Raw genomic sequence first — 18001 nt, forward strand, 5'->3', positions numbered from 1 at the left:
CTTACGCCGCCTGGTAGCCGATGCCGCGCACGGTTTGCAGGAAATCGGGCGGGGCGAAGCGGGCCAGCGCCTTGCGCACGTTCCTGATGTGTACGTCGATGTAGTTGGAGCCCTCGGCCCCTTTGCCGATGTGCGCGCCCAGCTGCTCGCGGGTGAGGGGCCGGCCCCGGTGCCGCAGCAAATGGTGCAGCAAATCGAACTGCGAACGGCTCAAATCCACTGCGTCCGGGCCGTGGCGCAGGCGGCGGCCCGCCAAATCCAGCTCAAACCCCGCCCCGAAGCAGATGCGCGGTCGGGGCCGCCCAAACCGCTGCCGGGCAATGCTGCGCAGCCGCCGTTCCAGCTCCAGCAGCGTGGTGGAGCGGGCTAGGCAGTCGTCGGCCCCGGCGGCGAAGCCGCGCAGGCGGTCGTCCACCGCGTCGGTGGCCATCAGCAGGATGAAGGCCGCTGCCTGGTAGCTGCGGCGGCGGGCTTCGTGCAGTAGCGTGAGGCCTTCGCCGTCGGGCAGGGTCTGGGCCAGCAGCACGAATTCGTAGTGGCGGGCGGCCAGCTTGGCGGCGGCGGCGGCCAGGGTGGGGGCGAGGTCGGTGACGTAGCCGGCGCGCTGCAAAAACCGCTGCACGGAATTGCGGCGTTGTTCTTCGGCTTCGATGATGAGAATGGCCATGCCGTGCTTAGTTGGTGGGCGTGGCCCGCACCCGCACCTGGGCGTGCATGCCAGGTTTGAGCAGGTGGCCGGGGTTGGGCAGGGTGCAGCGTACCTTCATCACTTTGCTCTCGTGGTCGAGGAAGTGAAAAAGCTGGTTGATGCGGCCGTGCAGGGGCTGGTCGGGGTAGCTCAGGGTGGTGATTTCGACGGCCTGGCCCCGGCGCACCTGGCGCAGGTCGGCCTCGAACACGTTGGCCATCACCCACACGCTGTCGAGGTTGGCCACGGTGAAGGCGGCCGGCACATTGGCGGCGTTGAAGCGCAGGCCCGCCGCCAGGTTTTTCTCGATAACGTAGCCCGCCACCGGCGATTTCAGCTCATATTGCCCGCCCTGGCCCATGCCATAAGTATCGAGCTGGCGCTGGTTGCGGGTGGCCGTACCGGTGGCGCGGGCCAGTTCGGCGCGTGCCCGCACCAAATCCTGCTCGGCCCCCAGGCCATCCTGGAATAATTCCTCGGCCACGGCCAGATTCTTGCGGGCCACGGCCAGGTCAGCGGTGCCGGCGGTGCTCTGGTTTTGCAGCTCCGCGATTTCGCGGCTTTGCAGCACAGCCAGCACCTGGCCCTGGCGCACTTCATCGCCCAAATCCACGCCCACGGCCAGCACCTGGCCACCCACGCGCGGAAACACCCGCGCCGTGCGGTTGGCATCGGCCGCGATTTCGCCGCTGAGTACCAACTCGGCTGGGGCCGGTGCCGTGGTCGTTTTTGATTCGGTTACGACTGCCTGGGGCGCGGGCTCATCCATGGCATCAGCGTCGGCAGGGGTGCAGGCGGGGAAGGTCAGCAGCCCAAGCATGGCCGCGAGGGCGAAGGCATTTTAGCAGCTGCGACGGTTCGCAAGCGGCTGGTTTGGTAGGTTCATGGAGTGCGGCAGTGATTAAACTGCTGCAAGGCTACCGGCAAGTCATTAGAATACGATTAGAAAGAAGGCAATAGCGCAGACTTTGTAGTCTGCGAGTTCAATCGTTGCCACCAACTTACTATCCGCGGACTACAAAGTCCGCGCTACGTGGCTACGCTGTGGGCAGGCGCACCAGCGCGGTGGTGCCGTGGCCCAGCCGCGAGGTCAATTCCAACTCCCCGCCGTGCTGCTCAATGATTTTGCGGGCCAACGGCAGGCCCACGCCGTGGCCTGTGACCGACCGGGCATTGCCGGCCCGAAAAAACGGCTGGAATACCTGCGGTAAATCTGCCTCGGCAATGCCGATGCCCTCGTCGCGGATGCGCAGGCGCACGCCGCCGGGCTCGTATTCAAGGTCGACAGCTACTGGATTGGGCTCCGAATATTTCAGGGCGTTTTCCAGCAGGTTGATGAGGGCGCGGCTGAGCAGGGTGCGGTTGCCGGTGAGTTCCAGCTGCTCGGGCTCGGCGGGGAGGCGGCCGGTGTGCAGGCGCAGGCGGGGGCGCTGGGCGGGGGCAATGGCCGCGCAGGCCTCGGCCAGCAGCTCATCGACGCGGATGCGGGTGTCGTGCTCGGGCAGCGGGGTTTCGGCCTGGGCCAGCTCCAGCAGGTGGTTGAGCAGGGCGTTGAGCTGGGTGAGGTCGGTGAGCAGCGCGTGCAGGGCGGCGCGGTAGGCGGCGGGCTCACGCTCGCGGGCCAGGGCCAGCTGGGCCTCGCCGATGCTGGCGGCCAGCGGCGTGCGCAGCTCGTGCGAGGCGTTGCGCACGAAGGCGCGCTGGCCGTCGAAGCTGCTTTCGAGGCGGTCGAGCAAGCGGTTGAAGGTGTGGGCGAGGCGCGAGAGTTCGTCCTGCTCGCGGCCCGAGAGGTTTTCGGCCACCCGCCGGTGCAGGTCGTGGGCCGAGATGCGGTCCATCTGGTCGTTGAGGGCGGCGATGGGGGCCAGGGCCCGCCCCGCAAACAGCCGCCCGGCCGCATAAATCAGCAGCAGGCTCAGCACGAATACCGAAATCAGAATACTGGCCAGGTAGCGCAGGCGGCCATTGCCATACTGGTTTTCGGCTCCGGCCACCACCACGTACTGCCCTTGGTTGTCGCGGTAAAAAATGCCCACTGCCTCGCGCGGCCCGTCCCCAAAATATTCCTCGTGCCCTTCCTGAATGCGGGCCAGCACCTCGGGCGGCACTTCGAGCCGGGCATCCTCGCGCACGAACCGCACCTCGCCACGGGCATCATACAGCTGAATAATTTCCTCGGGCAGCGTGCGCTGAAACTGCTGCTGAAACGCCTGAAACGCTGAGCTGCGCAGCTCATCTTTTTCGAGGTAGATGTAGGCCGCCACCACCGCCCGCTCGCGCAGGCGCTGCCGAAAATCGCGCCGGCTGTAGTCGGACTGTAACAGAAACGCCGTGGTGAGCACCCCCAGCAGAATAAAAGCCACCACGCCCACGAAGAGCCAGGTCAGGCGGTTGCGGATGGTCATATAAAGGGGTGAGGGTTTGGGGTACGTAAAAGAACGTCATGCCGAGCGTCGCCGAGGCATGACGTTCGCCCACATCGTACTTATTCCTGCCGTAGCACGTAGCCCGCGCCCGTCACGGTATGAATGAGCCTGGTTGCAAAGCCGTGGTCCACCTTTTTGCGCAGGTAGCTCACGTACACATCAATCACGTTGCTGCCCGTGTCGAAGGACTCGTCCCAGCCGTGCTCCGCAATTTCGCCCCGGCTCAACACGCGGCCGGGGTGGCGCAGCAGCAGCTCCAGCAGGCCAAACTCGCGGGTGGTGAGGCGTAGCGGCTGCCCGGCCCGCGTCACGGTGCGGCTAGCCGTGTCCATCAGCACATCGGCAAAGGCCAGGCGGGCACCGTGGGGCTGGGCGCTGCCGCGCCGCGTGAGGGCTCCCACCCGCGCCACCAGCTCAGCAAAATCGAACGGTTTCACCAGGTAGTCATCGGCCCCGTTGCCGAATCCCTGAAGCTTGTCGGTGGTAGTGCCCAGGGCCGTGAGCAGCAGCACCGGTACCCGCGCATCCTGCGCCCGAATGGCGTCCAGCACCTCCAGCCCGCTGCGGTGGGGCAGAATCACATCGAGAATAATGAGGTCGAACGGCTGCGCGAGGGCCAGCTCCTGGCCGCGCTCGCCGTCGGCGGCCACGGTCACGGTCAGCTGTTCTTCCTCCAGCCCCCGCCTGATGAGGGCCGAAAGCCGGGGGTCGTCTTCAACCAGCAGAATGTTCATGGGCGTAAAGGGGAGGGGTGACACGGAACCCAAAGGTCGGCACGGCGGGTAACCCAGGGCGCGTAGCGGTGCCCGCCTGCTGAAAAGGCTGTTGTTGCCGCGCAACTTTCCGGTGTTTTGGAGTTGAATATCCAGCGTCCTCCAACGTCAAATAACGCCCTGCTAATTTTTCTTTAATACATTTATTGCCAGCTGTCTACCGCTGACAGCCCCGCCCGTTGCCCATATCATTCCTTCCTCTTCCACACATGAAACACTTTTTCTCACTGGTTTTATTGCTGGCCGCCGGCCTGTGCGCCAGCACGGCCCATGCGCAGGCTTACCGGCCCTTTCGCTTCGGCCTCAGCTACCAACTCAGCGCCAGTACAACCCCCGGCGACACCACGCACCTGTTGCGCCTGGCCAGCCGGCAGGCACAGGGTACCGATTCCCTGTTTCTGTTCGATAAGCGCGCCAGCCGGGGCCGCGTTCTACCAAATACCGGCCAGTGCGGCAATTACATGTTGCGTAACGACAACTTGTTCGGCGCGTCACTAACTCAGCGGCCCGGGGCCGAATACGTCCTCACGGCCGCCAACGGCCGCACCCTCACACTCCGCCCGCGCACCCCGTTGGGGCAGGCGTGGGCGGCGACCACCGCCGGCCTCACCGCTAGTGTCACGGCCCGCACGCTGGGCACGGTGCTGGGGCAGGCCGATTCGCTGGCTACCATCCTCCTATCGGATGGAGCCGTTATCACGCTCGGCAAGCGCTTCGGCTGGGTAAGTGGCCCGGCTTTGGGGCACTACCTCAATGCCCGGCTGCCACAGGCCACGCTCACCCTCACGGCCCTGCCGGAGCTGGGTTTGGGCACCAATCAGCTGGGAGCCTTTGCGGTGTATGATTTTCAGCCGGGCGACGTGTTTTTGCGCAAAACCACGAGCTTTTTTGACTTTGCTCCCGGGGTGCGGTGCATCAGCCAGGTGTGGACCCGCGATAGTATCATCAACCGCACGCTGAGCACCGACGGCAACACGCTGGGCTATCAGCAGCAAAGCCGTACGCTCACCCGCAACTGCTACGGCGGGCCGGTGCTGAGCGCGCCCGTGGTCCAGACGCTGAATATTACGCGCACCACCGACCATCTTAATCAGCCCACCAGTTCATGGGAGCCGTTTGCGGGAGCCGGAATTTCGGTCGGCCGAATGCACTTGCCGGTCTGCCACACGGCCAGTTTCAAGCAGCGCCCCGTGCAGCGCCACCTGGATTATATGCAGTGTGCAACGGCTGCCGACTCGGTTTCCCTGCGCGACGCTGAACAAATGGACTTTGGATATCATTTATGGACGGGGGCCGGCTTGGGCAAAACGCGGGAAGAGCACCTTAATTTTTTCACTGCCGACACCACCGTGCTCATCGGCTACCGCAAGGGCACCGAAACCTGGGGCCAGCTCACCACTTTCGCGCAGCTGCTGCCCGTGCGCGCCAGCCGCCCGGCCAGCACCACGGCTGCTTTCCCCAATCCCTTTGGTGCAGAAATCAAGGTGGCATTCACCCTGGCCAGCCCGCAGCCCGTGGGCTTGGTCCTGCACGATGCCCTGGGCCGCCCGGTGCGGGCAGTGGCCGCCGCGCCGCAGCCCGCGGGGGCGCGGGAACTTACTTTGCCCACCGCCGGCCTGCCCGTGGGCGTGTACACGCTGCACCTGCGGTTTGCGCAGGAGGGCCGCACGGAAGTGCTGCGGGTGCTGAAAACGCAGTAGTCGTGCCCTGGCTACCATTTCCTGAAGATGACGTACACGGCCGCCACCAGCAGAATGAACCCCACGACGTGGTTCCAGCCCAGCTTATCGGTTTTGAAAACAAACACCGCGCACAGCGTGAACACCGTGAGCGTAATCACCTCCTGAATGACCTTGAGTTGAAACAGGCTGAATGGCCCGCCGTTCTCCTCGAACCCCAGCCGGTTGGCCGGCACCTGAAACACGTACTCGAACAACGCCAGCCCCCAGCTCACCATAATGACGCCGAATAAGCCCAATTTGGCAAACCAAGCCATTTTTTTGAATAGATGCAGGTGCCCGTACCAGGCAAACGTCATGAATAGGTTGGAGATGGTGAGGAGCAGCAGGGAATAAACGCCTTTCATGGAAGTGGGCTGTTGGGGTGGTAAATTGGTGGATGCGTGAACGTCATGCTGAGCATAGTCGAAGCATCTCTACTGCGCAAGTAATCCAATCGTTGCAACGAAGCGGGCAAGACGCTTCGCTGCGCTCTGCATGACGTTAATTTGTCGTCATACGTCACCCCACCACCCCACCTCATGCCTACCCTCGACCCCGGTATCGGCGAAAAATTCTCGCGCCGCACCCTGCGGGCCATCAATCACGACGGCTCGTTCAACGTGCGGCGGCGCGGCGGCCCGCATCGCCACGACCCCTATCAGTGGCTCATCCAGATGGAATGGTGGCCGTTTATTGGGCTGGTCGTGGTGTTTTTCACGGTGCTCAACGTGGCGTTTGCGCTGGCCTTCATGGCACTGGGCCTCGAAGACCTGCCCGGGGTGGCCGCCCCGCGTGGGGCCGTCCAGGATTTCCTGAGCGCCCTGTTTTTCTCCATCCAGACTTTTACCTCCGTCGGCTACGGGCATGTTTACCCCGGCACCAATGCCACCGGTTTCCTCAGCAGCGTGGAGGCGCTGGTGGGCGTGCTCACGTTCGCACTGGCCACAGGCTTATTGTACGGGCGGTTTTCGCGGCCCACGGCGCGCATTCACTTCAGCCGCACGGCCATCATCAGCCGCCGGCCCGATGGCACGCCCTGCCTGCAGTTTCGCATCGCCAACCAGCGCAACAACATCCTCATCAACCTGCAGGCCCGCGTGCTGCTCAAAACCGTGGACCCCGCCACCAACGACCAGACTTATGCCTTGCTACCACTCGAACGTGATGCCATCAGCTTCTTCCCCCTGAGCTGGACCATCGTGCATGACATCACCCCCACAAGCCCGCTCCACGGCCTGCTACCTGCTGATTACGAGCGCCTCGATACCGAAATCATCATCCAGCTCAAAGCCTACGACGACACCTTCGCCCAGGACGTACACGCCCGCAACTCCTACACCCACGACGAGATTGAGTGGCACCGCCGCTTCATCCGCGCCTACGAAGTGGGCGAAGACGGTATCGCCGTGATGGACTTAGACCAGCTGCACATGACGCTGGCGCTTAACGAGGAATGAGGAATTGGCAACTAAAGCCGAAATTCCTCATTCCTCACCAAGCGCAGCGTTACTCATCGTGTCCGGGCGCGGCCATCACCGGGGCGGCGGCCGTTTCCCGCGCTTCGCGGTCGAGCCGCTGCTTTTCGGTTTCCGAAGGCTGGCGGGTCATTTTACTTAAATCGGGCGAGCCGCCATCGACCCAGCAGGTGAACCAGAAGTCGCCGATGAGGGCCGCCGCGTAGCGCAACTGCCGCTCCACCTGGCCATTGAGGCGGGCGTGGTAGGCCTTGCTGAAATCGCGCGAGTAAGTCCGCACCGTCTGGCTGCCGCGCTGCTCGTAGCCAAATTTCTGGTCGTCGCCGAACTCAGCGGTGAGTTGCTTCTCGAACCGCAGCACCGAATCGACGGCCGCGTGCGAGCGGATGACGGCCGCCCAAATCGCGTCGCTGGGGCGCTCCAGGTACTCGGCCTTGCCGCTGAACAGGTCGTAGTCGGCGCTCAGCAACTCGGGCAGGCGCGATTCCCACAGCCCGTGGATGCCGCGCTGGCCCGTGAGCTGGCCGTTGTAGTTGCGGGTGGTGTGCAGCGGCACGCAGGCATCGGCCACGTAGTGCCCCAGGTCGGCCGAGAGGCTGAGAATGCGGTCGGTGTCCTTGGCCTTGAAGGCAGCGGTGAGCTGGTTTTTCATGCTCACCACGTTCCAGGGCACGATGCCGTGGCGCAACAGCGAGTCTTCGCCGTAGCGGGCCACGGCGTCGGCGTACTTGCGCGGCAGTTTAAACTCGGCGCTGTCGCCGTAGCGGTCCACGTCGAGGAAATGCTTGGGGGCTTCGCCGGGCACCACCGTGCGCCGCGAGTCGGGCCGCGTGGCATTCACCGTCAGGTAGTCGATATTGGCCTTGTAAAAGCCAATCATGCCCGGTGGCAACGTGTACACTGCCAGCCGGTTCAGCAGCCGGTGGCCGAAGAAGCCCCACGCCTGCGCCTGACGGGCAACGAAGAGTAGGGGCAAACAAATTAGGAGCAGGTAGCCGTATTTTTTCACGGTGAACAAGGTACGGAACCAACTCCGGAGTTCACTAAATCGGGATTCGTTAAAACAGTCATGCTGAGCGTAGCCGAAGCATTTCTACCGCAATAGTAAATCAACTACTTGTGCGGTAGAGATGCTTCGGCTGCGCTCAGCATGACGGGCTTGTGCGCTTGAATTTGTCTTACCGCCGCCGCCCGTCGCCCACGAACCGCATGCGGTATTCGTGCCGCACGTCGCCCTTGCTGATGCGGGCCAGCTTGCCCTTCAGCAGTTGCTTCTTGAAGCCGGAGAGCTTGTCGGTGAACAGAATGCCCTCCAAATGGTCGTACTCGTGCTGAATGACGCGGGCGGCCATGCCCGAAAACGCTTCCTCGTGCATTTGCCGGTTTTCGTCTTCGTAGCGCAACACAATGTCGGCGTGGCGCGTCACCAGCTCGCGCACGCCGGGAATGCTCAGGCAGCCTTCCTCAAAGCCCCATTCCTCGCCGGTTTCGCTTACCATTTGGGGGTTGATGAAGGCGCGCTTCACGGACGGCTCGGGCACTTCGCCCTCTTCCAGGTCGGCCAGGTCTTCTTCGTCGAGGTCCACCATCGGGCCCGAATCCATCACGAACAGGCGCACAGCCTTGCCCACCTGGGGCGCGGCCAGGCCCACGCCACTGGCCGAATACATGGTTTCGTACATGTCGGCAATAAGCTGCTTCAACTCGGCCGCTGGCAGGTCGGCGGCAATGTTTTTGGCTTTAGTCTTGAGGACGGGGTCGCCGATGGCAACAATGGAATAAATCATCTTTTTTAATGGTTAATGCTTAGTGGTCAATGCTTAATGGCGGCTGGTTTTGAAAATTAACCACTTACCACTAATAATTAACCATTAATTTAAACTTCCCGCATGAGCGGCGATTCGAGGAATGATTGCAGAATGATGGTGGCACTGATGCGGTCCACGGTGGCCTTGTCACGCCGTGCCTTCTGGCCCAGCCCACCAGCCAGCATGGTGGCGTGGGCCATACGCGAGGTAAACCGCTCGTCGAGTTCGTGAATGGGCAGCTCGGGCAGTTCCCGGCGTAGCGTGCGCAACAGTCCCACTACGGCGCTGGTCACATCGGTGGGCTCGTTCAGCAGCGTACGCGGCATGCCCACCACCACGGCACGCAGGGGCTCGCGCAGGTGGTAGGCCTTCACGTAGGTCAGCAAATCCTTGCTGTGAATGGTTTCCAGCGGCGAGGCAATCATGCAAAGCGGGTCGGTCACGGCCAGGCCCACGCGCTTATTTCCGTAGTCGATGGCGAGGATGCGACCCATGGGACGGCATTGTAAAAACGAAGAAAGTGAAAAGAGCCAGCCGTTGCGGCCAGTGCAAAGATACGGCGGGCCGAAAGGTCCCAATCCGCCGGGCAGCCCCGGCCGTAGTTGACCCGTGTTCCAATTGCCGCCGCGCTCGCACCGGAAAGAGACCTGTCCGACGGGCAAATACCTGAGCTGAACGAAACTCATCCGAAAAATTATGGGTAAAATCATAAATTTGATTCTCTTTAAAAAGGTGTATCCGGAAAGTGTGAATTGTAATTTGCCAGTAAAAACATCGATAATTTGCCCTTTTATTGTAAATTATTGGATAAATTTATGAAATTCAGGAATGGCTACCTTTCCGGGCTTGTAACTGGGAAAATTTCAATAATTTTGAATTCCATCTAAGGTTATCCTATTGATTATTAACGCTACTCTTATTGCTCATGCCCACTTCTATCCCTGCTAACCAGACAACTGGTGTGCCCGCCGGCCCCCGGCGGCGCGGCTGGTTGCGGCAGGCATTATTGCTGGTGCTGGCCATGGGCTGCGGCGTATTGGTAGCCAACAACCCCTTCCGGCCCTCGTCGGAAAACCCTGACGCTACGGCCCGGGGCTATCTGCGCTTCAAGGAAATCCTGAGCTACGTGGACCGCGACTACGCCGACTCGGTGGACACCGAAGGCCTGGCCGACTACGCCGTGGTCCAGATGCTGGAAAAGCTCGACCCACACTCCGTCTACATCCCGGCCCGCGACCGCGAAAAAACTGATGCCTTCCTGCAAAGCGATTACGACGGCATCGGGGTCGAATTCAATGCCTTCCGCGACACCGTGACAGTGGTGGCTCCGCTCAGCGGTGGCCCGGCTGAGCAGGCTGGCGTGCAGCCCGGCGACCAGATTCTGAGCATCGGTGGTAAGCGCGTATCGGGCGCACACCTCACGTCCGGGCAGCTCTCGCAGCTGTTGCGCGGCCCCCGGGGCAGCAGCGTGGCCATCGAGCTGCGCCGCCGGCACCTAGGCCAGCCCCTGCGGCTGAGCATTGCCCGCAGCCGCATTCCCAATAGCTCCATTGATGCCGCGTATCTGGTTGACGAACAGACGGGCTACATCAAAGTGAGCCGCTTCGCTTCCAATACCTACGACGAATTCAAGGCCGCCCTGGCCGACCTGCGTCGGCAGGGCCTCACCCGCCTCGTGCTGGACCTGCGCGGCAATCCCGGCGGCTACCTCGACCGCGCCACCCGTCTGGCGGATGAGTTCATCGCCGGCTCGCGCAAAATCGTGTACACCGATGGCAAGGGCGACCAATACGACTCGCAGACCTACGCCAAAGTGGCCGGCGAATTCGAGGAAGGCTCCCTAGTGGTGCTTGTGGACGAAGGCAGTGCCTCGGCGGCCGAAGTGGTGGCCGGCGCGCTGCAGGACCACGACCGCGCCACGCTGGTGGGCCGCCGTACCTTCGGTAAAGGTCTTGTGCAGCAGCCTATTGTCCTGAGCGACGGCGGTGAGCTGCGCCTCACCATTGCCCGCTACTACACGCCCGCCGGCCGCTCCATTCAAAAACCCTATGGGGCCAACTACGCCGAGTACAGCGCCGAACTGAGCGGGCGCTCGGCCCGCGGCGAACTGCAATCGGCCGACAGCATCCACTTTTTCAAGGCCCTGCAATTCCGCACCGACCACGGCCGCACCGTGTACGGCGGCGGCGGCATCATGCCCGATGTGTTCGTGCCGCGCGATTCGGTGGCCCATTCCACTTATTACACCAAGCTTCTGAGCCACGGCGTGGCTCGCGCCTTCGCCCTAAACTTCTACCAAAGCCACAAGGCTGAGCTGGAAGGCCTGCGCTTTGAGCAGTTCAACGCCACCTTCCGCGTCACCGATGCCCAGCTACTGAGCCTGGCTGCCCAGGCCGCTCAGGATGGCGTGAAGACCGACGTGGCCACCGTGCGCCGCTGCGCACCGCTGCTGCGCAACCAGCTCAAGGCCTATATTGCCCGTAGCGCTTATGGCAACGTGGCGTACTACACCGTGCTGCGGGAGCAGGATGCCGAATTGCAGCGCGCCCTGCATGTGGTGAGCGACAGCACCGCGCAACTGGCGTTACTGGGGAAGTAGGATGGGGAATTCAGGATGCAGAGGGGTCGTCTTACGCCCTTTTCCGTAACTTCACGGCTCCATCCCACCCCTCTTTTTATGTCGCATTACCACCGCATCGGCCAGATTCCGCGCAAGCGGCACACCCAGTTTCGCCAGCCCGACGGCTCCCTGTATTCGGAGCAATTGGTGGGCACGCTGGGGTTTCACGGCGTGTCGTCGCTGCTCTACCATGTGCATCCGCCCACGCAGATTAAGCACGTCGGCACGCCCAAACCCTTTGCCCCGAAGCTAATCAAGGACCGGCCGCTCCAGCCCGAGCACCTGCGCACGCTGGCTCAGACCAGCACCGGCGGCGACTACCTGGCCGCCCGCCAAACGCTATTGGGCAATGCGGATGTGACGATGAGCATCTGCAACCCCACGGCCAAGCGGATGGACTATTACTACAAAAACGCCCAGGCCGACGAGGTGATTTTCGTGCATGAGGGCCGGGGCGAGCTGTGGAGCCAGATGGGCAAGGTGGCATTCGAGCCCGGCGACTACGTGGTGGTGCCGCGTACCGTCATCCACCAGCTGCACTTCGAGGAAGGCCCGGTGCGGCTGATGATTATAGAGTCGTTCAGCCCCGTGGAAACCGTGCGGCGCTACCGCAACCACTTCGGCCAGCTGCTGGAGCACTCGCCTTATTGTGAGCGCGATATGCGTCCGCCGAGTGAGCTCATCACCGAGGAATTCCCGGAGGGTGACTACGTGATTTACACTAAGAAAGAGGGCCTGCTTCATGAGTTGACCTACGCACACTCGCCGTTCGATGTGGTGGGCTGGGACGGCTATTTTTACCCCTACGCCTTCAGTATTCACGATTTTGAGCCGATAACCGGCCGCCTGCACCAGCCACCGCCCGTGCATCAGACGTTTGAGGGGCAAAACTTCGTCATCTGCTCCTTCGTGCCGCGCCTGTTCGACTACCACCCGCTCAGCATTCCCGCGCCTTACAACCACTCCAACGTTGATTCGGACGAGGTGCTGTACTACGTGGCCGGCAATTTCATGTCGCGCAAAGGGGTTGATTTGGCCTCCTTCACCTGGCACCCCACCGGCCTGCCGCACGGCCCGCACCCCGGCACCGTGGAGGCCAGCATCGGCAAAAAGGAAACCCACGAGCTGGCCGTGATGCTCGACACGTTCCGCCCGCTCTACCTCACCGAAACGGCCCTGCAATACGTGGACGGCCGCTATCCCATGAGCTGGAACCCCGGCTTCGTGCCCGACCCGCCCCGCTCGGCGGATATGATGGACTAAAATTTGGCAAGTAAAAAGCCGTCATGCTGAGCGCAGCCGAAGCATCTCTACCGTATAACTAATCCAAGCGCAAGGATTTAGTATTACGGTAGAGATGCTTCGGCTGCGCTCAGCATGACGGCCTTTTACTTGCCAAATAGTGCTGCTTTACTTCACCACCGCCACGCGGTTGTAGCGGTCAATCATTTTGGCCACGTCGGCAGGTTGGTCGTATTGCAGGTGCTGGGTGTTGGCGAAGGTGCTTATTTCGTTGTCGCGCTTGCCAAACAGGTGCAGTACATCGCTCTGGTTGAGGTTGATGGGGTGCAGAGGTTCCGTCGGTTCGTTGCCAGCACCCACCAGCAGCAGCGGGGCCATGGACAGGCGGCCGGCCACCGCATCGGCCCCCGAGGAGTAGAGCCGGGCCAGCAGCAGCGGGCCAGCATCCACGGCCGTGAGCACTTCCACAAATTCGCGGCGGGTGCCAGCGCTGCCTTCCTTCACCAGGCGGGGGCGGAAGCGGCGCAGGGCATCGGCCCCGGTGCCGCCCATCTCGCCTAGGTCGAAGCCGCGCAGGCTGCCCACGGGCCACAGGTGCGTCGAATCGGTGTTGATGGAATCTTGGGCTTCGAGCAGGCGCATACCAGCGTGGAAGCGCAAGCCCGGCACGGGGCGGTAGCGCCCGTCGAAGGTGCGCAGGGCACCGGGCTGAAAGGTGCCATCGCCGAGGAAGCCGGTGGCTTGGTTTTTCAGGCCGGCCCGGAGGGTGGCGGCAGTGGGGTTGCGGTTGCTTTGGGCGTAGATGGTGCGGGCTTCGGCCTGTTCTTTGGCCGCCTGGGCATTAGCCCGCAGCCCGCCGGCGAGTAGAAAAATAGCAAATAAGCAGGAGTGAATTTTCACTAATGAATATAAAAGAAGATGAACAGTACAGGGGGCGTCAAAAATACGATAATTAGGCGGTTGCACACTAATGTGGTTCGTTTTCAAGCACCGTGCCAGCCTTAGGATTCCCCGGATTTGGAATTTTTCGTAGAGCGCTCGAAGTGCTTTAGGGCTGCTTAAAGGATATCTGATTATAATATTCCACCATGCGCAGCACTTGGCCCAGGTCGGTGTAGCTCAGACCCTGTTTGGCTGCCCAGGCGGCTACTTCGGGAGCCCGGCTACCGAAGAGCGGGCTCACACTCTTTTGGCTGAGCGATACTGCCCGCAACGGTTCTTTGGCCAGGAGGCCGGTGCCGGCCAGCACGGTCTGGCCAATTTCGGCGCGCTCCGGCCGGGTTTCGGTGTGCAGCACGGGGTCGAGCTGGGCATCTTCGTGGAAATAGCTGTGCTGCACGGCCAGGACTAGGGGGCTGTCGTCGGCCTGGGTCAGCACTTCCACAAAGTCGAGCCGGGTGCTGCCGTTGCGCACCAGCCGGCTGCGAAAATGCCGCGCCTCGCTGCCCAGGTTTAGGTAAAAGCCGTCGAGGCTGCCGGGCGGCCATACGTGGCTGCCGGTCGAGTCGCGCACTTCCAGCAGGTGCAGGGCCACGTTATATTTCAGGGCTGGCACCCGCACCCGGCGCTTGTCGAGCAGCACCAGGGTGCCGGGCAGCTCCACGCGCTCCAGGTAGGCTTCGGGGGCATTCACCAAGTCCTTGCGCATGCGGGCCAGGGCATCGGGCGAGTTGGCCCGCTGGTACAGGTCCATGCCGAGTTCGGCGAGGTCGCGCGAGGACTGCATCTGGGCCTGGGCGCGGCCCCCGAATACCCCGGTTAATACCAGCAGCAGGAAGGGTTTGCGGTAGGAAAGCATGTGGGAAGGAGGAGTGAAAAGGTGCGGCCCGGCCTGAATAGGCACAAGGGCCAAACCCACGCAGAAACCCGCCTATTTGGGGGCCGTAACGAGCTTGTTGTAGTAATCCGTCATCGTCACAATGTCATCGGCCACGGAGTAGTCCAGGTGCTTGGCGGCCGCGAATTGCTGCACTTCCACCGCGTGGCTGCCGAAGAGCTTGACCACCTTTTTGGGGGTAATCAAAAACTCCGTGAGCTTGCTTTCTCCCGGGCGCAGCACGTAGAAATGCGTTTCCTTCACGTAGTTGTCGGCGCGCGTCTCGCCGGTGCTCGTGAGGGCGGGGTTGCCGGGCTTCACCCCAAGCTGATGCAGCAAAAAGAACTGCAACGCGCCCCCGGGATTGAGGACTTCAAAAAAGGCGCGCCCGGCGTTTTCGTAGCTGTTCTGGTACGTGCGAACCTCGAACTGATGGGTGGTGATAGCGTCGGTCTTGATGCTGAAGCCGCTGATATCCCGGGGCGAAAAGGCCTTGATATCGTCGGTGTCGGTTTGGATTTCCAGCACCTGGCCCGCCAGGTTGTACCGTATGGCGGGGCTGGGCACCCCGGGGCTGCCCGCCGCCATCAGCAGGGTGCCCGGCAGCCATTGGGGCACAAAATAGCCATTGCCGGCCACGTTCTTGAACGAGCCCATGAGCTTGGTGTAATCGCGCGAATCCCGCATCGATTTAGTCATGGCATCGAATACATCCTTGCGGATAAACTCGTGCGCCAGCAGCTCGCCCGACTGCGCCCGGCTGGTAGCCGCCGCGCCCAGCAGCAGGCCCAGGGCCAGCGTGCCCGATTTCAGTAAATGTGATGACATAAGTGGAAAGGAATGAAGTGGATGAAGCTGCGCTTAGCGGTTGCGGCCGTACTGTTCGTGGCTGCTCACCCAGTCGGAGCTGGAGATGGCCGCGCCCAAGCTGAGCTCGCCGGCCAGCACCACGCCGGCCACTATTTCGGCAAACTTGCGCACCGTGCCCCGGCCCACGCAGCCCAGCATTTGCAGGCACTCATTTTGGGTGGCCAGGCCGGTGCCGCCGCCGTGGGTGGCCACGATGAGCGACGGAATGGTGATGCTGATGTACAAATCCCCGTCCTTGGTCACTTCCGAATATAGAATGCCGGCCGAGGATTCGCTCACGTTGGCCACGTCCTGCCCTGTGGCAATGAACATGGCCGTGATGCCGTTGGCCGAGTGCGCGCCGTTGTTGTTGGCCCCCGAAATGAACGCGCCCACGTTGCTCACCTGGCCGTGGTAGGCCAGCTGCTCGGGCGTCACGCGCATGCGCTGCATCAGAATGTCGCGCTTCACCACGGCTTCGGCCACCACGCGCTTGCCCCGGGTCCGCATCACGTTGATTTGGGAGGCCTTTTTGTCGGTGGCGAAGTTCGATTCGAGGTAGAAGTGCTCCACTTTTGGCCCCTTATAGTTTTCCAGAATCCAGGAGCAGGCGGCGAAGGTGGCGCGGCCCACCATGTTCTGCCCGGCCGCGTCGCCGGTGCTGAAATTGAAGCGCAGGTAGGCGAATTTGTTGCTCAGATAGGTGTCGATGTACTGCAGCTTGGCCACGCTGGACGTGCTTTCGGCCTGCGGCCGAATCAGGTCGATGTTGTCCTCAATCCACTTGCCGAAGTCCCGCGCCCCGCGCGCGTCCTCAAACACAAACACCGGGGCCCGCTGCATGGCATCGCCGATGACGGTGCATTTCACGCCGCCGCACAGGTTCAGGAGCTGGATGCCCCGGTTGTAGCTCGCTACCAAGGTGCCCTCGGTGGTGGCCATCGGAATCAGGAAATCACCCTGGGCGTGCTCGCCGTTCACGGTGAGCGGCCCGGCCAGGCCCACCGGAATCTGGGCCACGCCCATGAAATGCTCGCAGTTGCCTTGCAGCTGGTGAGCATCGAAGGAGTAGTGCTTGAGATGCTTGAATTCGGTGTCCGAAAACTGCTCGGCGAAGCGCTGCCGGGCCGCGATGGCGGCATCGGAATAATCGTCTTCGTCGGAGCGTGGAATGCGGGGCTTGGAGCTGGCCACGCCCACAATGGCATCTTCCACCTCGATATGCAAATCGCCGAAGGCATCGGTCGAAAACCACATTTGCACCGGGTGGATGCCCTCCGGCAGGGCCGGCATGTCGAGCATCACCGTGATGGCGCGGCCGACGGGCAGCTCCACGGCCTGCCCGTCGGCATCGATGTTCGTGGCGGCGCGCTGCTCCCCGTTGCCCAAATCGACCCGAATTTTATCGGCCGGCACCACCACCTCGCCAATCTGCACCTGCTTGAAGCCGGTCACCCGCACGGTATCGAGCCGGTTTTTGAGGCTGAAGGCCACGCCCGCGTTTTCGGGCAGGTTGTGCAGGCTGCCACGGGTGTAAAGCAGTTTGAGGAGCATGGGGCTGGGCGTGAAAACCATAGGGCGGGGAGGGTGGGGGTTAGTGTGGAAAGGTGAAGGTGCGGAATTTTGGGCGGAATGTCCAAATAATATGAGACTCTTGATGGGACTCAGGTAGCTTATTCGGATTTGAAGGTTATGGGCACATTCATGGTCACGGCCACTGCCTCGCCGTTCTGTCGGCCAGGTGTGAAGCCCGTTAGCGCCCGCACTACTCGAAGGGCTTCAGCATCAAATAGCGGCTGGATGCCTTTAAGCAAGGCAACTTCGCGCACCAAGCCATCCTTTCCTACGATGAAAGTGACGAACACCCGGCCCGCTACACCCTAGGTACCCGGGCCGGTCGGCCGCTTCACCTGTTGTTCAATGTAGGCAATCAGCTCGCGGTTGCCGCCACCCCGGAAGCTGGGCATTTGCTCCACGTAGCCGTACACCTCGTTGCCGGTCCGGGTAGGTTCTGGCATTGGAATGGGAGTGATATCGCCACTTATTGTTATGGTTTCGTTCACCGTCGGCACTTCTGACAGTCGGGCTTTTGCAGTGTGTGGGCGTGCATGATAAGTAGTTCGCCGCACCTGCGCCAGCGCCTCCCGCGCCGTCAGGCCCTGGCTCACTACCAGCACCAGCGCCACCAGAAACCACTTCAAGCGTCGCGTCAGTGTCGGCGGAGTCCGCTGCACCTGCGCGGCCCGGAAGCTGCCGCATACCCGGCCATCGGGCGCGGCGGCGCGGGCGGCGGCCAGGTCGGCCACGGGATTTTTCGATTGGCTGAAATCCTGCACCACCCGCTGGCAGCTATCGCAAAAATGGCCTTGTGCGTGGGCCCGGAAAGCCGCCGGCCCTACCGCACACGGCTGCAAAACGGCGTTGAAAGTGGGCAGCAGGAACATGGCTGGGTGGAAAGGAGCGGGAAAAGATAGGAATTTTCACGGTTGGCGTGGCTTCTGCAACGCGGTTGTGGGCATTTCCTTGCCTGCGGGTAGCCCGGCCATGCGCCCCCGGGCAGGCAGATGCATCAGGGAAAGGCCT

At 62.3% G+C, this 18001-nt stretch carries 18 protein-coding genes; 4 read left to right on the forward strand and 14 right to left on the reverse strand.

Annotated elements, in window-relative coordinates; all coding sequences use genetic code 11:
- Position 1 precedes the first annotated feature (1 nt).
- The 4 genes from ACVWYF_RS18965 to ACVWYF_RS18980 all read right to left on the reverse strand — a co-directional run bounded on the left by ACVWYF_RS18965 (position 2) and on the right by ACVWYF_RS18980 (position 3848).
- A complete protein-coding gene (locus tag ACVWYF_RS18965; protein WP_457070968.1) occupies positions 2-667 on the reverse strand; it encodes a response regulator transcription factor in 666 nt (221 codons plus the stop codon).
- 7 nt (positions 668-674) lie between these two features.
- On the reverse strand, positions 675-1508 hold the full coding sequence (locus ACVWYF_RS18970; RefSeq protein WP_457070970.1) for an efflux RND transporter periplasmic adaptor subunit: 834 nt from the start codon (positions 1506-1508) through the stop codon (positions 675-677).
- Between the two features lie 217 nt (positions 1509-1725).
- Positions 1726-3093 carry a HAMP domain-containing sensor histidine kinase gene (locus ACVWYF_RS18975; RefSeq protein WP_457070973.1) on the reverse strand — a complete coding sequence of 456 codons (1368 nt, stop codon included), beginning with the start codon at positions 3091-3093 and terminating at the stop codon, positions 1726-1728.
- Positions 3094-3173: 80 nt separating this feature from the next.
- A complete protein-coding gene (locus ACVWYF_RS18980) occupies positions 3174-3848 on the reverse strand; it encodes a response regulator transcription factor (RefSeq protein ID WP_457070975.1) in 675 nt (224 codons plus the stop codon).
- A gap of 248 nt (positions 3849-4096) precedes the next feature.
- On the opposite strand from ACVWYF_RS18980, the gene ACVWYF_RS18985 reads away from it, so the two are divergent.
- Positions 4097-5587, forward strand: coding sequence for a hypothetical protein (locus ACVWYF_RS18985; protein WP_457070977.1), 1491 nt, complete (start codon positions 4097-4099; stop codon positions 5585-5587).
- An 11-nt stretch (positions 5588-5598) separates the two neighbouring features.
- Here the strand turns inward: ACVWYF_RS18985 and ACVWYF_RS18990 are convergent, their stop codons facing one another.
- Positions 5599-5973, reverse strand: a complete 375-nt coding sequence (locus ACVWYF_RS18990; RefSeq protein ID WP_457070979.1) for a DMT family protein — start codon at positions 5971-5973, stop codon at positions 5599-5601.
- A gap of 174 nt (positions 5974-6147) precedes the next feature.
- Between ACVWYF_RS18990 and ACVWYF_RS18995 the strand changes: the two genes are divergently transcribed.
- A complete protein-coding gene (locus ACVWYF_RS18995; RefSeq protein ID WP_457070981.1) occupies positions 6148-7065 on the forward strand; it encodes an ion channel in 918 nt (305 codons plus the stop codon).
- A gap of 49 nt (positions 7066-7114) precedes the next feature.
- Here the strand turns inward: ACVWYF_RS18995 and ACVWYF_RS19000 are convergent, their stop codons facing one another.
- From ACVWYF_RS19000 to ruvX, 3 genes are all read right to left on the reverse strand, one after another.
- On the reverse strand, positions 7115-8059 hold the full coding sequence (locus tag ACVWYF_RS19000; RefSeq protein WP_457070983.1) for a zinc dependent phospholipase C family protein: 945 nt from the start codon (positions 8057-8059) through the stop codon (positions 7115-7117).
- A gap of 202 nt (positions 8060-8261) precedes the next feature.
- A complete protein-coding gene (gene def, locus ACVWYF_RS19005) occupies positions 8262-8870 on the reverse strand; it encodes a peptide deformylase (protein WP_457070985.1) in 609 nt (202 codons plus the stop codon).
- Positions 8871-8959: 89 nt separating this feature from the next.
- Positions 8960-9385 (reverse strand): Holliday junction resolvase RuvX, encoded by a 426-nt coding sequence (gene ruvX / locus ACVWYF_RS19010; RefSeq protein ID WP_457070987.1) that lies wholly within the window; start codon positions 9383-9385, stop codon positions 8960-8962.
- Between the two features lie 431 nt (positions 9386-9816).
- On the opposite strand from ruvX, the gene ACVWYF_RS19015 reads away from it, so the two are divergent.
- Complete coding sequence (locus ACVWYF_RS19015) at positions 9817-11490, forward strand: S41 family peptidase (protein WP_457070989.1); 1674 nt, start codon at positions 9817-9819, stop codon at positions 11488-11490.
- 78 nt (positions 11491-11568) lie between these two features.
- Positions 11569-12774 (forward strand): homogentisate 1,2-dioxygenase, encoded by a 1206-nt coding sequence (locus ACVWYF_RS19020; protein ID WP_457070991.1) that lies wholly within the window; start codon positions 11569-11571, stop codon positions 12772-12774.
- A gap of 147 nt (positions 12775-12921) precedes the next feature.
- Here the strand turns inward: ACVWYF_RS19020 and ACVWYF_RS19025 are convergent, their stop codons facing one another.
- From ACVWYF_RS19025 to ACVWYF_RS19050, 6 genes are all read right to left on the reverse strand, one after another.
- Entirely contained in the window at positions 12922-13653 is a 732-nt protein-coding gene (locus tag ACVWYF_RS19025) for a hypothetical protein (RefSeq protein WP_457070993.1), read from the reverse strand.
- Positions 13654-13801: 148 nt separating this feature from the next.
- Positions 13802-14551, reverse strand: coding sequence for a hypothetical protein (locus tag ACVWYF_RS19030; protein WP_457070995.1), 750 nt, complete (start codon positions 14549-14551; stop codon positions 13802-13804).
- Between the two features lie 72 nt (positions 14552-14623).
- On the reverse strand, positions 14624-15397 hold the full coding sequence (locus tag ACVWYF_RS19035; protein ID WP_457070998.1) for a hypothetical protein: 774 nt from the start codon (positions 15395-15397) through the stop codon (positions 14624-14626).
- Between the two features lie 33 nt (positions 15398-15430).
- Positions 15431-16993: a hydroxymethylglutaryl-CoA reductase gene (locus ACVWYF_RS19040; RefSeq protein ID WP_457071000.1), complete on the reverse strand. Its 1563-nt coding sequence runs from the start codon at positions 16991-16993 to the stop codon at positions 15431-15433.
- Positions 16994-17091: 98 nt separating this feature from the next.
- Positions 17092-17283, reverse strand: coding sequence for a TonB family protein (locus ACVWYF_RS19045; RefSeq protein ID WP_457071002.1), 192 nt, complete (start codon positions 17281-17283; stop codon positions 17092-17094).
- A 15-nt stretch (positions 17284-17298) separates the two neighbouring features.
- Complete coding sequence (locus tag ACVWYF_RS19050) at positions 17299-17862, reverse strand: hypothetical protein (RefSeq protein WP_457071004.1); 564 nt, start codon at positions 17860-17862, stop codon at positions 17299-17301.
- Positions 17863-18001 lie beyond the last annotated feature (139 nt).

This window comes from Hymenobacter sp. UYAg731, assembly GCF_054061335.1.

Excerpts from the sequence above, each read along its gene's own strand:
- ACVWYF_RS18980 (WP_457070975.1), bottom strand. The coding sequence starts at position 3,848 with ATGAACATTCTGCTGGTTGAAGACGACCCCCGGCTTTCGGCCCTCATC.
- ACVWYF_RS19040 (WP_457071000.1), bottom strand. The coding sequence starts at position 16,993 with ATGGTTTTCACGCCCAGCCCCATGCTCCTCAAACTGCTTTACACCCGT.
- ACVWYF_RS18995 (WP_457070981.1), top strand. The coding sequence starts at position 6,148 with ATGCCTACCCTCGACCCCGGTATCGGCGAAAAATTCTCGCGCCGCACC.
- ACVWYF_RS18990 (WP_457070979.1), bottom strand. The coding sequence starts at position 5,973 with ATGAAAGGCGTTTATTCCCTGCTGCTCCTCACCATCTCCAACCTATTC.
- ruvX (WP_457070987.1), bottom strand. The coding sequence starts at position 9,385 with ATGGGTCGCATCCTCGCCATCGACTACGGAAATAAGCGCGTGGGCCTG.
- ACVWYF_RS19020 (WP_457070991.1), top strand. The coding sequence starts at position 11,569 with ATGTCGCATTACCACCGCATCGGCCAGATTCCGCGCAAGCGGCACACC.
- ACVWYF_RS18975 (WP_457070973.1), bottom strand. The coding sequence starts at position 3,093 with ATGACCATCCGCAACCGCCTGACCTGGCTCTTCGTGGGCGTGGTGGCT.
- ACVWYF_RS19030 (WP_457070995.1), bottom strand. The coding sequence starts at position 14,551 with ATGCTTTCCTACCGCAAACCCTTCCTGCTGCTGGTATTAACCGGGGTA.
- ACVWYF_RS18965 (WP_457070968.1), bottom strand. The coding sequence starts at position 667 with ATGGCCATTCTCATCATCGAAGCCGAAGAACAACGCCGCAATTCCGTG.
- ACVWYF_RS19015 (WP_457070989.1), top strand. The coding sequence starts at position 9,817 with ATGCCCACTTCTATCCCTGCTAACCAGACAACTGGTGTGCCCGCCGGC.
- ACVWYF_RS18970 (WP_457070970.1), bottom strand. The coding sequence starts at position 1,508 with ATGCTTGGGCTGCTGACCTTCCCCGCCTGCACCCCTGCCGACGCTGAT.
- ACVWYF_RS19035 (WP_457070998.1), bottom strand. The coding sequence starts at position 15,397 with ATGTCATCACATTTACTGAAATCGGGCACGCTGGCCCTGGGCCTGCTG.
- ACVWYF_RS18985 (WP_457070977.1), top strand. The coding sequence starts at position 4,097 with ATGAAACACTTTTTCTCACTGGTTTTATTGCTGGCCGCCGGCCTGTGC.
- ACVWYF_RS19050 (WP_457071004.1), bottom strand. The coding sequence starts at position 17,862 with ATGTTCCTGCTGCCCACTTTCAACGCCGTTTTGCAGCCGTGTGCGGTA.
- def (WP_457070985.1), bottom strand. The coding sequence starts at position 8,870 with ATGATTTATTCCATTGTTGCCATCGGCGACCCCGTCCTCAAGACTAAA.